Annotated in this window: 17 protein-coding genes; 10 read left to right on the forward strand and 7 right to left on the reverse strand. The window is 36.1% G+C overall.

Annotated features, from left to right (window positions below; genetic code table 11):
* Positions 1 to 165: 165 nt before the first annotated feature.
* From A9178_RS14320 to A9178_RS14345, 7 genes are all read left to right on the forward strand, one after another.
* Positions 166 to 1,896 carry an ABC transporter ATP-binding protein gene (locus tag A9178_RS14320; RefSeq protein ID WP_068676461.1) on the forward strand — a complete coding sequence of 577 codons (1,731 nt, stop codon included), beginning with the start codon at positions 166 to 168 and terminating at the stop codon, positions 1,894 to 1,896.
* Complete coding sequence (locus A9178_RS19715) at positions 1,866 to 1,991, forward strand: hypothetical protein (protein ID WP_369801987.1); 126 nt, start codon at positions 1,866 to 1,868, stop codon at positions 1,989 to 1,991. The genes A9178_RS14320 and A9178_RS19715 overlap by 31 nt, the downstream gene beginning before the upstream one ends.
* Positions 1,943 to 3,709: an ABC transporter ATP-binding protein gene (locus tag A9178_RS14325; protein ID WP_369801988.1), complete on the forward strand. Its 1,767-nt coding sequence runs from the start codon at positions 1,943 to 1,945 to the stop codon at positions 3,707 to 3,709. Before A9178_RS19715 ends, A9178_RS14325 begins: the two co-directional genes overlap by 49 nt.
* A 52-nt stretch (positions 3,710 to 3,761) precedes the next feature.
* Entirely contained in the window at positions 3,762 to 4,493 is a 732-nt protein-coding gene (locus tag A9178_RS14330) for an alpha/beta hydrolase (protein WP_068676465.1), read from the forward strand.
* Between the two features lie 140 nt (positions 4,494 to 4,633).
* Positions 4,634 to 5,140 carry a YjcG family protein gene (locus A9178_RS14335; RefSeq protein ID WP_068676467.1) on the forward strand — a complete coding sequence of 169 codons (507 nt, stop codon included), beginning with the start codon at positions 4,634 to 4,636 and terminating at the stop codon, positions 5,138 to 5,140.
* A 101-nt stretch (positions 5,141 to 5,241) separates the two neighbouring features.
* Positions 5,242 to 5,664: a GNAT family N-acetyltransferase gene (locus A9178_RS14340; protein ID WP_068676656.1), complete on the forward strand. Its 423-nt coding sequence runs from the start codon at positions 5,242 to 5,244 to the stop codon at positions 5,662 to 5,664.
* A gap of 107 nt (positions 5,665 to 5,771) precedes the next feature.
* Positions 5,772 to 6,479, forward strand: a complete 708-nt coding sequence (locus A9178_RS14345; RefSeq protein ID WP_068676469.1) for a YetF domain-containing protein — start codon at positions 5,772 to 5,774, stop codon at positions 6,477 to 6,479.
* Positions 6,480 to 6,495: 16 nt separating this feature from the next.
* On the opposite strand, the gene A9178_RS14350 is transcribed toward A9178_RS14345, so the two are convergent.
* Complete coding sequence (locus A9178_RS14350) at positions 6,496 to 6,732, reverse strand: hypothetical protein (RefSeq protein WP_068676471.1); 237 nt, start codon at positions 6,730 to 6,732, stop codon at positions 6,496 to 6,498.
* Between the two features lie 90 nt (positions 6,733 to 6,822).
* Complete coding sequence (locus A9178_RS14355) at positions 6,823 to 7,032, reverse strand: hypothetical protein (protein WP_068676473.1); 210 nt, start codon at positions 7,030 to 7,032, stop codon at positions 6,823 to 6,825.
* A 246-nt stretch (positions 7,033 to 7,278) separates the two neighbouring features.
* Here A9178_RS14355 and A9178_RS14360 point away from each other — a divergent pair, with 246 nt between their 5' ends.
* A complete protein-coding gene (locus A9178_RS14360; protein WP_068676475.1) occupies positions 7,279 to 7,761 on the forward strand; it encodes a CotY/CotZ family spore coat protein in 483 nt (160 codons plus the stop codon).
* Between the two features lie 87 nt (positions 7,762 to 7,848).
* On the opposite strand, the gene A9178_RS14365 is transcribed toward A9178_RS14360, so the two are convergent.
* On the reverse strand, positions 7,849 to 8,403 hold the full coding sequence (locus tag A9178_RS14365) for a CotO family spore coat protein (protein WP_068676477.1): 555 nt from the start codon (positions 8,401 to 8,403) through the stop codon (positions 7,849 to 7,851).
* A 433-nt stretch (positions 8,404 to 8,836) separates the two neighbouring features.
* Positions 8,837 to 10,225, reverse strand: coding sequence for a magnesium transporter (gene mgtE / locus A9178_RS14370; protein WP_068676479.1), 1,389 nt, complete (start codon positions 10,223 to 10,225; stop codon positions 8,837 to 8,839).
* A gap of 293 nt (positions 10,226 to 10,518) precedes the next feature.
* Here mgtE and prpE point away from each other — a divergent pair, with 293 nt between their 5' ends.
* Positions 10,519 to 11,265, forward strand: a complete 747-nt coding sequence (prpE, locus tag A9178_RS14375) for a bis(5'-nucleosyl)-tetraphosphatase PrpE (RefSeq protein ID WP_068676481.1) — start codon at positions 10,519 to 10,521, stop codon at positions 11,263 to 11,265.
* Positions 11,266 to 11,279: 14 nt separating this feature from the next.
* Here prpE and A9178_RS14380 read toward each other — a convergent pair whose 3' ends face one another.
* Genes A9178_RS14380 through yjbM form a run of 3 tightly spaced genes read right to left on the reverse strand, consistent with a single transcriptional unit; the run spans position 11,280 to position 13,605 of the window.
* Complete coding sequence (locus A9178_RS14380) at positions 11,280 to 12,149, reverse strand: RluA family pseudouridine synthase (protein WP_068676483.1); 870 nt, start codon at positions 12,147 to 12,149, stop codon at positions 11,280 to 11,282.
* A gap of 18 nt (positions 12,150 to 12,167) precedes the next feature.
* Positions 12,168 to 12,968: an NAD kinase gene (locus A9178_RS14385; protein WP_068676485.1), complete on the reverse strand. Its 801-nt coding sequence runs from the start codon at positions 12,966 to 12,968 to the stop codon at positions 12,168 to 12,170.
* A 28-nt stretch (positions 12,969 to 12,996) separates the two neighbouring features.
* Positions 12,997 to 13,605 (reverse strand): GTP diphosphokinase, encoded by a 609-nt coding sequence (gene yjbM / locus A9178_RS14390; protein WP_068676486.1) that lies wholly within the window; start codon positions 13,603 to 13,605, stop codon positions 12,997 to 12,999.
* A 371-nt stretch (positions 13,606 to 13,976) separates the two neighbouring features.
* On the opposite strand from yjbM, the gene A9178_RS14395 reads away from it, so the two are divergent.
* Complete coding sequence (locus A9178_RS14395) at positions 13,977 to 14,546, forward strand: CYTH domain-containing protein (RefSeq protein WP_068676488.1); 570 nt, start codon at positions 13,977 to 13,979, stop codon at positions 14,544 to 14,546.
* The last annotated feature ends 82 nt before the right edge of the window (positions 14,547 to 14,628 follow it).

A 14,628-nucleotide genomic window follows, 5' to 3' on the forward strand; every position in this document is an offset into this window, starting at 1 on the left:
AAATAAACGTTCGGTTTTCACTTCAAACAAACAGAGACACTTTGGCAATTGTACCACCTTGTATTTATTACTTTCAGACATGAAATAAGAAGCCGGAAACTGGATAACCTCAGTCAGAAACATTATAATAATAGGAAAATTCCTTATTCAAATTGGAGGTATATTTTGAGATATGTGTTATCGTTTTTAAAACCGTACAAAGTCTCCGCCAGTATTGCAATAAGTCTTATGCTTATGGAATTAGCAATTGAACTTCTGCTCCCTCTTTTCCTAGGAATCATGATTAACGAAGGGGTAATCAATCAAAACCTAGAAAAGATTACGACGTGGGGCGGTTTGATGATTGGATTAGCCCTTTTTTCATTCATTATCGGTGTCCTAAATTCCTATTATTCGACCCATGTTAGTTTTTCTTATGGCTACGATCTACGACAAAAGTTATTTGAAAAGATTCAATCCTTTTCCTTTAAAAACCTAAATCAATACCCTACTTCAGCACTCGTTACTCGGTTTACCAATGATATTCGGCAAGTCCAAAACACGGTCTATATGGGACTACGAATTATGGCAAAAGCACCTTTAGTCGTGGTTGGTGGGGTTGTGATGGCATTTGTCGTGAATGCAAGGCTTGCACTCATTTTCTGTATTTCTGTTCCCCTGCTCCTCTTTTTCTTAGTCTTTGTCTTTCGTTTTGCTGGGCGAATGTTTATGAGAGTCCAAAAAAATGTGGATGGACTTAATCGTGTGATGCAGGAAAACCTCGTTGGCATGCGTGTCATTAAAGCATTTTTACGAAGAGATTATGAACAAGACCGCTTCGATCAAGCGAATAGTGATTTAGCTAATTCTACTCGAAGTACATTTCGTTTCGTAGAGGCATCTACACCCGTTTTATTTTTCGTGATGAATTTAAGTTTAGTCGCGATTATTTGGTTTGGAAATGTTCAAATAACCAATGGAACCACAAATGTCGGTGAAGTGGTTACGATTATTAATTACGCACTAAGGGTAGCCATGATGATTTCCATGTTTTCCTTTCTCATTTTGACCTTATCCCGAACGAAGGCATCTGGAGATCGAATTGGTGAAATATTTATGGTTAATGTTGATATTACCGATTCAGCTGATACAACAGAAAATAACGCTATACACTATGGAAAAGTGGAATTCAAAAATGTATCCTTTCAGTATCCAAATCATAATAAAAAGGTACTCCGGAACATTTCCTTCACTCTACAACCCGGGGAAAAGTTGGCGATTATTGGGTCTACCGGTTCGGGTAAAACATCGCTTTTTCAATTGATGCCACGACTTTATGACGTTACTTCTGGGGACATTTACATGGATAATAAATCAATTCTTTCCTATTCCTTCAAGCAATTACGTGAAAGTATTGGTTATGTGCCACAAACTCCCTTACTATTTTCGGGAACCATTTTCGACAATATTGCATGGGGGAAAGAAAGCGTAACGAAAGATGAGGTCATTCAAGCAGCAAAGGATGCACAAATTCATCAAACCATCATGGGATTACCGGATCAATACGATACAAAGGTCGGACAAAAAGGGGTTAATTTATCAGGTGGACAGAAGCAGCGAATTTCAATCGCACGAGCACTTGTAAGAAAACCTAAACTTTTAATGCTAGATGATAGTACAAGTGCACTTGATTTAGCAACAGAAGCAAACTTACTAAACGCATTACAAAACTATGACTGCACGATTCTAATCATTACACAAAAAATATCTACCGCTGCCAATGCAGAGAAAATTTTACTATTAGATGACGGCGAAATGCTTGCACTTGGGACACATGAAGAAGTCCTACAAACATCCGAGCTTTATCAAAAAATCGTGGAATCCCAATTTGGAAAGGAGTATGTCGATGTCTATTAACGAAATCAAAGCACCTTTTCAACACCAAAAGATTCCATTGGAGAATATGGATGATAACAAGAAAAAACGTGCAAAGAACATGTCCACTACTTTAAAAAGAATTTGGTCTTACTTAGCTAGAGAAAAAGCAAAGTTAATGTTAGTTATTTTAGCAGTTTCCCTTACTTCGGGCCTAAGCCTGCTCGGTCCATATATGGTAGGTATGGCCATTGATGATTTTATTGTTACTCGTGAACTTGCAGGATTAGGCTCCCTTTTGATTGGCCTTATCTTAATTTATCTCTTCCACTCCTTATCGATGTTTTTGCAGAACTTTTGGATGATTGGTATTGCACAAAATACAGTAAAAGATTTAAGGGAAAGCTTGTTCAAACAATTTCACCGGCTTCCTATTTCCTATTTTGATAAGCGTCAGCACGGTGATTTAATGAGCCGACTTACCAATGATATCGATAACGTCAATATGGTATTAAATTCATCCGTAATCCAAATTATTGCAAGTATCCTAACCTTGGTTGGAACTATTGTTATCATGTTAATTCTTAGTCCAATCTTGACGTTTGTCACGATGACGATCATTCCAGTAATGTTTCTTGCAATGCGCTGGATTACAAGAAGAACGAGTCGGTTATATAAAATGCAACAGCGGGATATTGGTGAAGTGAATGGTTATGTAGAGGAAATTATTTCTGGCCAACATGTCGTAAAAACGTATTCTCAAGAAGAAAAAGTAACGAAAGAGTTCGAACAACGGAATGAACAACTAAAAAACACCGGATTTTGGGCGCAAGTAATAGCCGGATTCACTCCGAAAGTGATGAATACATTAAACTTTTTAAGTTTTGCTCTTATTGCATTTGTTGGGGGACTGTTATCAATCAAAACAAATCTTGTTACAGTTGGTGTTATTGTTATTTTCACGGAATATGCCAGACAATTCACCCGACCTTTAAATGAACTTTCGAATCAATTTAATATGCTATTATCCGCAATTGCCGGTGCAGAACGAGTATTCCAAGTGTTAGATGAAACAGAAGAAGAAATCGATGAGAAAGAGGCAAAATCCGTTTCTTCTATGAAAGGTCATGTTGTGTTTGATGACGTTGCTTTTGCTTATGAAGATACACCCATTCTAAGACAAATTCACTTTTCAGCAAAACCTGGGGATACCATTGCTTTTGTTGGTCACACTGGGGCCGGAAAAACAACTATCGTCAACCTTATCTCGCGCTTCTACGATTACGACAGTGGGAAAATCACAATCGATGGGATGGATATAAAAGAAATAAAGCGCTCAAGCTTACGTAAGCATATGGCTTTTGTTTTACAAGATTCCTTTCTATTTCAAGGAACAGTTAAAGATAATATTCGTTACGGAAAATTAGATGCTTCAGATGAAGAAATTATTCAAGCAGCAAAAGATGCAAATGCTCATGATTTTATAAAAAAACTACCTAATGGATATAACACGGTTCTAGACCAAGAAGGTTCTGGTATCAGTCAAGGGCAGAAGCAATTATTAACAATAGCGCGAGCGATTCTTGCGGAGCCAACAATCCTTATTCTAGATGAAGCTACAAGCAATATTGATACGATCACCGAAATAAAAATCCAAGATGCATTAAAACGCCTTATGAGGGGTCGAACAAGTTTTGTCATTGCTCACCGATTAAATACGATACAAGAAGCAGATAAAATCATCATGTTAAAAAACGGCGAAATCATCGAGCAAGGCAACCACGAACAACTTTTACAGCAAAAAGGACAGTATTACCAATTATATAAGGGACAATTATTCGAATCAGCAAATTAGGATTTTCCGTGATACGATTGAATTGATAAAAGAAGGTTTTGGGGGCATGGATATGAGAAGAAAAGGTAAAATGATTAATAAAGAAATACACAGCAACTATTTAAATGAAATAAAAGAAATTAAAATATATCAACCAGAAAGCTTTTCACCACTATATAAATACAACATTTGTATCATGCAAGATGGAAATGATTTTTTCCAGATGGGACGTGTCGCTACATTAAGTGATAAACTTCATGACGATGAAGAAATAGCGAATACTGTATTTGTCGGAATTCATTACAAGGACAGAGCGGATCGCAGGAGAAAATATCATCCAAATGGAGAAGAATATGAAGCATACACAAAATTCATTGTGAAGGAAGTCATTCCCCTTTTAGATGAAATGATTCCGACTCTTATGCTTGGGAAAACTCGTACACTCATGGGGGATTCACTTGCGGGCACCTTCGCGCTTGTGACAGCATTAAAATATCCTAACACATTTGGAAAAGTTATTATGCAATCACCTTATATCGATGAATCCGTATTAAACATTGTAAAAGAATCGAAAATAAATTTCTCTGCTATCGATATTTATCATACAATCGGGACGAAAGAAGACGAGGCCCCATTATCTGATGGGACCGTTGAAGATTTGCTCATACCAAATCGGGAATTAAATAAACTTTTAAATGCAAAAGGGGCAAATTACACATATTACGAATTAGAAGATGGTAACCACACATGGAAATACTGGCAAAAAGACATGCCACGAACATTAATTTCTATGTTTTCTGACTAGGGAAGTTTTGGTATAATATTAGAAAAGCGGCATTCCCCAAAGGCCATGGCGAATGCCTCAGTTGTACTTATTCAGGAAGCATCTGTTTACCTTCCTAATTACAAGTAAATTCAAACGTAAATAAATGAGGAGGATCTAGCATGAAATACGGGATTGCAATCTTTCCATCAAAGAACATTCAGGATGAGGCAAATTCATTTAGAAAACGTTATGACCCACATTACGCCTTAATTCCACCACACATCACATTGAAGGACGCATTCCATGTGAGTGAAGATGAACTACAGGGAATTATTACAGAACTAAAACAAATTGCAAACGAAACGAAGCCATTTACCATTAACATTAATAAAGTGAGTACGTTTGCACCTGTAACAAACACCATTTATTTTAAAGTAGAAGCCATTCCAGCATTAATCGAGTTACAGAAAAAGATGCATGAAGGTTTACTTACAAATAATATGACACATTCCTTCGTTCCACATATCACCATCGGACAGCAATTAATGGATGATGAATATTCGGATGTCTTTGGAACTTTGAAAATGACTAAATTTACGTTTGAAGATACAATTGATCGTTTTCAACTTTTATACCAGTTAGAAAATGAATCTTGGACAGTTTATGAAACATTTGTTTTACGCTAGAAAAGAATTTTAACATACCAAGTATAAGAAAAACTTTCATGCTCGTCGTATTGAAAGAAGGACAGGCAGATATGAGTTTTTTTAATCAGAAAGGAAATTATATGGACGTCAAAATTGTAGAAACAGAAGAAGAATTACAACAAGCTTATCATATACGTATGCTCGTATTTGTAGAAGAACAAAAAGTACCTCCAGAAGAAGAAATAGATGACTTAGAAGGGAGTTCCATTCATTTCATCGGGTATGATAATGAAAAACCAGTCGCTGCAAGCCGCCTACGTTTTGTAGATGAATATGGAAAATTAGAGCGGATTTGTGTGTTAAAAGAAGTTCGCGGTAAATCCTTTGGAAAAGAAATCATTCAAGCGATGGAAAATGTCGTAAAAGATAAGGATTTTAAAAAAGCTAAATTAAATGCACAAACCCAAGCAGAAGGTTTCTATCAAAAACTTGGCTATCATACGGTTTCCGGAGAGTTCATGGATGCAGGTATTCCTCATGTTACAATGATTAAAGATTTATAATTTGAAGCGCTACGTCCACAAGATGTAGTGCTTTTTATTTTGGTTCGAATGGCTTTTTATATACTGGGGAGACTAATTAATGAACCTTTATAAAGGAGTAATTAAAAATGAGTGAATATTTATTCATGGCAATTGATCTTATTTTTGGGTTTATTGCTTTATTCATTGTTACCAAAGTATTAGGAAAAACATCGATGTCACAAATTACACCGTTTGATTTTATAGCTGCCGTTCTACTTGGTGAACTTGTCGGTAATGCCTTATTTGATGATAAAGCAGGTGTAACAGAAATTGCCTTTGTTGTGGCACTGTTCGGATTACTAATGTGGGCAACCGAGAAACTAACACAGAAATTCAAACGAACGAGAGCACTAATTGAGGGATCTCCTTCCGTCATCATTCACAAAGGAAAATTATATAGAGATTCCATGAAGAAAAACAACTTAGATATTGATCAATTCCAGCATTTATTACGGGTGAAAAATGTTTTTTCGATACAAGAAGTTGAATTTGCAATTTTAGAGGCAAATGGTGAACTTTCCGTTTTGAAAAAATCAGATTATCAATCTCCTACACGAAAAGATATGAAACTAAGCCCACAAGAGGTAAATCTTCCTACTACCATTATTAGTGATGGTCAATTAATTGAGGATAATTTGAAGGAGAAGAATTTAACAGAAGAATGGGTAATGGAACAAATTAAAGCACAAGGATTTGAAACTATAGAAGATGTATTTTACGCCGAATACACGAAAGGTGAAGATTTATTAGTTTTTCCAGTTTTCAATCGAAATCATACGAAATGGGATGCCTAATAGACATCCCATTTTTCTACACTATTGCATGAAAATGTTTCCCTTTATAGTCATGTTGTATTTTCTTTCTAGGAGTTGTTGAGGATGTTTCTGCATGATAACGTTCAAAACGATTGCGGATTTCTTGATGATGCTTTTCTAAAACAGCTTTGTACGGCTTTGATATACTTGTTGCGCCTATTCGTTTAATAGCATTCGCACGTATCTGATAATCATTATATTGATAATGATTAATTGGCAAAATATACCCCATAATCAACTCCCCCTCTTTTCCATTTTTCTGATTATTTTAATTATACCAATACTTTGCTTAACTGTCTACTTATATTATCTAAACCCTTTCTTATTCATCCTCAAACATCTTTTCAAATCGCTTCATTGTTGACTCCAGTTGACCTATTTGTTTAAGAAAGGTTTCATTCCACTTATTTGCGTTTTTTTCAAAGACTTTTATTTTCTCCTCAGGCCGTTGGAACCACTTCTCATTTTTTTCTAAATGCTTTCCTAAGATCCCAACATTTTCTATCCAAGGATTTACCTCTCGTTTACCCAAAATTCCCTCACCTCTTCTTCTTTCTTCTCTTATCCGTATTTTATGTAAAAGAGGGATTCTGGAATCGATTAAATTACAAAATAGGCGCCCAACCTTTTCTTTATACCTTATCGTTGTCGGAATAGGTATACAGTAGGCATGTATTGCACAAAAAAGAGGCAAATATTGATATATGCCCACACCAACAACGTAGTCCCACATATTCTATTAGGGAAAAGCAACAAATATTGAAAGGAGACATAAATCATGGGTTGTGGAAAAAAATTTGATTCTGGTAATTGCGTTGCGGATATCTTAAGGGATATTGTTGACGCACAAAATGATATTGTTGAAAATTGCTGTGATACAGGTTGCGAGCAATCAATAGGTGATTTATTAGGAGAAACAGATACCGGAAATGGCTTAGATACTGTACCGATTATTCTGTATTGTGATTGCAAACCATTCAAAGGATTCGGTGCTGAGAAGAAAATGAAGCATGGTCATTTCGGAATGGGTGAAATCGTATCTAGTTTCATCTTCCGCGTGAAATCTGTTGATGAAAATAACTGTGCTATATTAGAATTATTATTATCGGATGGCCAGGGTTGCGGTTACGATAGTATGAAAGATCCAACCGACCAATTGACGAAAAAGTTAGAAGCAACCGGAATCTGCATCACTGTGGATCTTGACTGCTTCTGCCACGTAACATGCTTACCGGCAATTAGCGTTTTTAATAATGATTAATATTGTCATATAGAATATGACTCAACTACCTCCACTTAACTATTGGAATAGGAACACCATGAAAATATCTCATGGTGTTCTTTCATTCTAAAATCCAAGTAATCGAACCGCTCGTATTTCTTCAAAAGGTATTTGCTGCATTTTTCTTCCACTTTGGAACACGACTTCTTCCTCTTTAAAAGAAACAATAATTCCACGAAATGTTCTCTGTCTCGTCTTAACTTCACATTTCATTTTTGGTGCGTATTCCGATGTATTAGCAAAATACTCCACTCGCTCACGAATACTCATATCTCTAAATTGTTTTCTTTCTCTAACCGGTTGCTGATCTTCTTCAACTTTACTTTCTTCTTCTTTATGTTCTAAAGAATCAACTGTATCTGTTTGGAAATTCGGTTCTTCTTGTTCTGCCTTTTTAGATGAATATTTCTTTTTAGGAGTTTCAATAGGTTTCTCCTCAGTTACTTCTTCCATTGTGACTTCATCATTTATTGGTTCTTTCACTTTACTAATTGCTTCTTTTCTTACCTTTGTCTTTTTCTTTGGGGTAACAAAGCGCTCCTGCATTGGTGCCATCGGGAACGTTGTGTTATTTTGCTGTATAAAAAGTAGTGGCTCATTAGCATACTTCTCCTTGCTCATAATAACCTCTCCCTTATAACAATTTATAATCTAATATATGTACTTCATTCACTGAGTGTGTTTTTGCCTATGTAATAGTGAGGGGCAATCAATAATTTTTCCCCAATCAGCGCAAAGGTCTATAACGGGAAAGTATCACGACTTACTTTCCTTTATTTTCCCGCATAGTCTACCGTGACAAGCGCTATCTCGGCTTACTTTCTCCCATTTTCGGGCATAGTCTACCGTGACAAGCTCTATCTCGGCTTACTTTCTCCCATTTTCGGGCATAGTCTACCGTGACAAGTGCTATCTCGGCTTACTTTCCTCCATTTTCATACATAGTCTACCGTGATAAGCGCTATCTCGGCTTACTTTCTCCCATTTTCGGGCATAGTCTACCGTGACACGCAAAAAAAAGCACAAACCACGCTAATGGTCCATGCTTTCTTTATCACGAAGTCAAATAACTCATAAAAGTAGTAGCCATTCCAAAATAAATTAAAATAGAAATAATATCGTTAATTGTTGTTATAAATGGACCTGATGCTACTGCGGGGTCAATGTTTAGACGATCCATTAAAATCGGTACAAATGCTCCAGATAATGTCGCAACAATTAAGGATGCCATGATGGATACAGCAACAATGATACCAAGGTAAATATCAGCTTTCCAAAAATAAATAACAACAGCAATGACGATTCCGCAAACAACACCGGTAATTAGCCCAGTAGTAGTTTCTCTTATAATAAGTCGCATTTTTCCTTGATTTCCATATTCCCCATTGGAAAGTCCACGAATCGCTACAGCTAGCGCTTGGGTTCCTGTGTTCCCAGCCATCCCACCAATAAGTGGAATAAAGATAGCTAACACTGCAACTTGGTTTAATGTTTCTTCAAATTGGCCGATTAAACTTGCTGTAAACATTCCTAAAAACAAAAGAATAATTAACCAAGGCAGACGTTTTTTTGCCGCATCCAATGCACTATCATTTGGTTTAACTTCTTCTGAAATACCGGCTAATTGGGAGAAATCTTCACTAGCCTCTTCTTCCATAACATCCAATATATCATCAACGGTAATAATTCCGAGTAAATGATCTTGAAAATCTACAACTGGAAGTGCTAAGAAATCATAGTCACGGAACATTTGCGCAATTTCTTCTTGGTCTTTAGCAACAGAAACTTTAACCACTTTTTCACTCATAATTTCTTCTATTTTCACTTGATTATCCGCTACAATGAGATCTCGTAAGGAGAGTACGCCAACAATTCGCTTATCTTCATCCAGTACATATAAGTAGTAAATCGTTTCCGCTCCAGGTGCTTCTTCTTTCAATTGTTGCATCGCTTCTACTACTGTTTTTGTTTTATATAGAGCAACAAATTCAGTCGTCATAATACTTCCGGCTGTTTTCTCCTCATAATGAAGGAGCTGCTTAATTTCATCCGCAGCATCTTGATCCATCATCGTTAGGAAGCTAACAACCTCTTCTTTATGCATGTTATTTAAAATATCCACCGCATCATCGGCTGGCATTTTGGATAAAACCATCGCCCCTTGCCTCGGATTCATTTCTGTAAAATAGCTAGGGGTGTTTTCTAATTCGATATTTATCATAATCTCGGCTAATTCATTAGGTGATAAATATGCATAAATCCTCATTCGATTTTCTTTGGATTGATCAACGAAGAACACGGATTGATCATATGGGTGCATTTCAAGGAAATTTTCCCTAAACTCATCTGTCTGTTCCCCGGATAGCGCTTCATACACTTTTTCCAAATACGCTTTATACTCTTCTTCATATTTTTCATCGTAATTATTTTGTCTCTCTTCCATAAGGATTCTTCCTTTCTCTCACGAAACAATTTAAAACCTATTCCCCGTTTCGCTATTTCAGAAACTTTACTTACAATCTTTTAAAAACTCAGCATTCGTCAAGCCTTTGGCAAATGCCTTAGCTACAACTATGCGCGAGAAAAGTTCTAATCTTTCCTATCTGCCAATATCTATTTGAATAAAACTAATAAATCTAATCAATGATAAAGAAGACTTGGTTTAGGTGGAGTTTTAATAACGCCGCGTAGATAAACTAATACATAGCTAATAACCTACTACAAGGAGGAGTTATCATGAAAATAGACGTCATCGGTGACATTCACGGTTGCACCAATGAATTACATGCACTATTTGAAAAACTTGGTTATCAAAAAGAAAATAATATTTTCGTTCACCCTGATGGTCGAATTCCAACATTTGTTGGTGATTTAACAGACAGAGGGCCGAACTCACTAGCTGTTATTAGACTAGTCTATCAAATGGTTGTCGAACACAAAAAAGCAAAATATGTCCCAGGTAATCACTGTAACAAATTATATCGTTTTTTTCTAGGGAATAAAGTCCAGCAAAAGCATGGTCTGGAGACAACAGTTCAAGAATATGAAGCGTTATCTACTAGGGAGCAAAAAATAATAAGTAAGCAGTTCAGAACCCTTTATGAACAAGCTCCTTTATATTTAGAAATCCCAGAGGTTTCCGCAGTGGTTGCCCATGCAGGAATACGTGAAGACTACATTGGAAGAAACGATAAAAAAGTACAAACCTTTGTATTATACGGCGATATCACTGGAGAATTTCATTCAGATGGTCGTCCGATTCGCAGGGATTGGGCAAAATACTATCATGGGGACCGGTGGATTGTCTATGGCCACACTCCTGTAATGGAGCCTCGTATTAAAAATAAGACGATCAACATTGATACTGGTTGTGTTTTCGGTAATGAACTAACTGCATTTCAATTGCCAGAAGAAAAGATAGTGGCAGTCCCATCCGAGCAGCCACTAGTCAAAGAGAAATTTAGTTTTTTCGATAACGATTGAAGAGAGTGTCGCACTTAAAGAAGTTCCTTCATATCACCTGGTAAAGTGGATTCAAGTTCGATATGTTTTTTCGTAAAAGGATGTTCAAATCCAATCTTATAGCAATGTAATGCATGTCTTTTCATATGCTCTGTTTTCCCACCATATAAATCATCCCCCGCTAACGGATGATTTATATGGGAGAAATGGACACGAATTTGGTGTGTCCTTCCTGTATCCAAATGAATATTTACCAAAGTATGTAATGGCAATCGTTTTTCAACTTGAAAATGAGTAACTGCTCGTTTCCCTGTTTCCTTCACCATTCTCTCGATAATGGAATCTTCCTTCCGATCAATTGGTGCATCAATCGTTCCATTATCTTCCTCCAAACTCCCTTCCACCAATGCTTTATATTTTCTCTTGACCTTGCCAGCTTTCTGCGCCGCCGACAATAAAGAATGACAGTACCTGTGTTTGGCAATTAATACTAGCCCGGAAGTATCTCGATCAAGTCTAGTTACGACATGGACTGTATAAGGGATATTATGTTTATCGTAATATCCTAGAATCCCATTAGCCACTGTACCTGTTGGATGATGGTGAGAAGGAATAGTAGCAATTCCAGCAGGCTTATCCACAACGATAATCGAATCATCTTCATATACAATAGTTAAATCCATTTGTTCTTTAACCATGTACTCTCCAATTTGCTCTTTAGGAAAGGAAATTTCTAGTAAATCCCCTTGCTCCAACTTATATCGGACTGTTTGCGGATTACCGTTAATAAGAATCTTTCCTTCCTGCTTCACAGCGATTAAGATTCTTCTAGAAAAACGATGATTTTCTTTTAAATAATCCCGAATTGTCATACCAACATGTTCGGAATGAATGATCCATTTCATAACTACGTCGCCTCATTCTTAGTTCCCTTCTTCGGTAACAAAGGAATCTCTCACCCGATTCCAAAATGGAAATTGTCTAAATCTAGCAAATCGGACTCTTTCTTTTGCTACTCGACATTGAATCGATTTCACATCCGTATATGTCCGGGTAAAATGATCAATAGAAATTAAAAAGCTTTTGTCCTTCTTCGGTTCTAGTAAACATGTATGATGTTTTGGTAAAATCAATGGAGAACCGATCGTACGGAAAACTCGATTATTGATAGAAGCCATTTCCGTTAATTGAATCGCTTCAATGGCTGGGTGTATAATGGCTCCACCTAATGCCTTATTATATGCGGTACTTCCAGACGGTGTAGAAATACAAATTCCATCTCCACGGAACGTTTCAAAATGCTCCCCTTTGATTTTTACATCAAAGACAACAGAACCTTCCGCTGTTTTAATCATCGATTCATTTAAGGCAAGGAATCGATCTCTTTCACCGGAATTTTTACGAATAATCACTTCAAGTAATGGATATTCCACAACCTGAAATGGAGTTTTGGCAATTTCAATCACTAATTTTTCTATTTCATCTGGTGTGTAATCTGCGTAAAACCCAAGATGACCAGTATGTACACCGATAAAAGCCGTCCGATCTAAACGATGGACATAGCGATGAAAGGCCTCAAGAAACGTTCCATCTCCACCAACAGAAATAACGATTTCAGGTTCTTCTCGATCGTATTCTAGTTCAAAATCTGTTAAATATTGTTTCATCGTTACTTTTATTTTTTCCGAGCGCTTATCCCCTCTAGAAATAATTTTAAATTTCAAGTCGTTCCCCCCAACCTTTAAAACAATATTATTTTCGATTAAAGATTCGCTGCGCTTCTTGTATCTCATGTTTAATTTTTGACATTTCTTCATCTAATTTAAATGCCGCTTCAGCTGCATTCTGTAATCGTTTTTGGATATCTTCTGGAATACTACCTTTATATTTATAATTTAACGAATGTTCATTTGTAGCCCAAAAATTCATTGCTAACGTACGTATTTGAATTTCAGCTAGAACTAGTTTTCTTCCCCGAACCATTTCCACTGGATATTGAATAATCATATGATAGGAGCGATACCCACTAGGCTTTTTGTTCGTAATATAATCTTTCTCTTCAACAATTGCAAAATCATCGCGATTACGAAGCATTTCAACGATAGTATAAATATCATCCACAAATTGACATACAACCCTTACCCCAGCTATATCGTATATCTGCTTTTCAATATCCTCTAAAGGGACTTCCCTATTTTTAGCTTTTTCTAAAATACTTTGGACTGGTTTTACTCTTCCGGTCACAAATTCGATTGGCGAATGAGATGATTCGTATTCAAATTGTGACCTGGTCCCTCTCAATTTTACTTTAAGCTCATCAACCACCTGTTTATAAGGGGCAAGTAAATATTCCCAGTTCATAACAAACACACTCCTAAACTTAACTGTAACATGAACCTATCACCATCGTTATTTAAAAACTACACATTTTCCAAAGGCTTTAGGATTGCCTTCATTACACTTATACAGGAAGAAAGCGTAGTACTTTCCTACCTGCAAATAAAGACAAAGTCCAATAAAATTATAGCTTATATTAGTGTAACATACTAGCTTGATTCCTTTTCTTTGCAAATTTATCCTTTATTGGCGATAATCATTAATAATATAAATTAGAGGATGTTCAAGAGTCCGGTAAAAATAACACTTTAATGCAATAGGACGTTGCACATTTTAACAGACTTCACCCCATCCTCCTTTTGAATACAAAATTTTAACTGGAGGCCAGAATTTTTATGGCACAAGAAATTGAAATAGAATTTAAAAATTTGTTAACAAATGAAGAATTTAACATTTTATTGGATAAATTGCCATTTCCTGAATATAGTGTAAAACAAACTAATTTTTATTTTGAGACAAATGGTCTTTCATTAAAGGACAAGGGGTGCGCTCTCAGGATTCGAGAAAAACAAGGCAAATATCGTCTTACATTAAAGGAACCACATGAATTAGGTTTACAAGAAACGCACGATACATTAACGGAAGACGAAGCTAAGCATTGGTTAAATGGGGAAATCATACCAAAACCCGAAACAACTCAGCAATTGCAAAAATTAGGAATTGAACAAGAGAAATTAGTATATTATGGAAGTCTCACGACAGAGCGCCGTGAAGTAGAGTACAAAGATGTTCTTATTGTACTCGATTACAGTACTTATAATGGCGTTCAGGATTATGAATTTGAATTAGAAGCGAAAAATCATAAAATTGGACTCGAAAGATTTCACTCTATTTTAGATGAATTTGGCATTAAGAAAAAGGAAACACCAAATAAAATAGTACGATTTTTTAAGACATTACCTTGATAGGAAACTTATTCCGCTAAATCAGATTTGTTGCCCATTCTATTACCCCCTTGTAAAATATAAGGTAGAAAATTTTTATTTT

This window comes from Oceanobacillus sp. Castelsardo, assembly GCF_001659985.1.
Classification (GTDB): Bacteria; Bacillota; Bacilli; order Bacillales; family Amphibacillaceae; genus Oceanobacillus.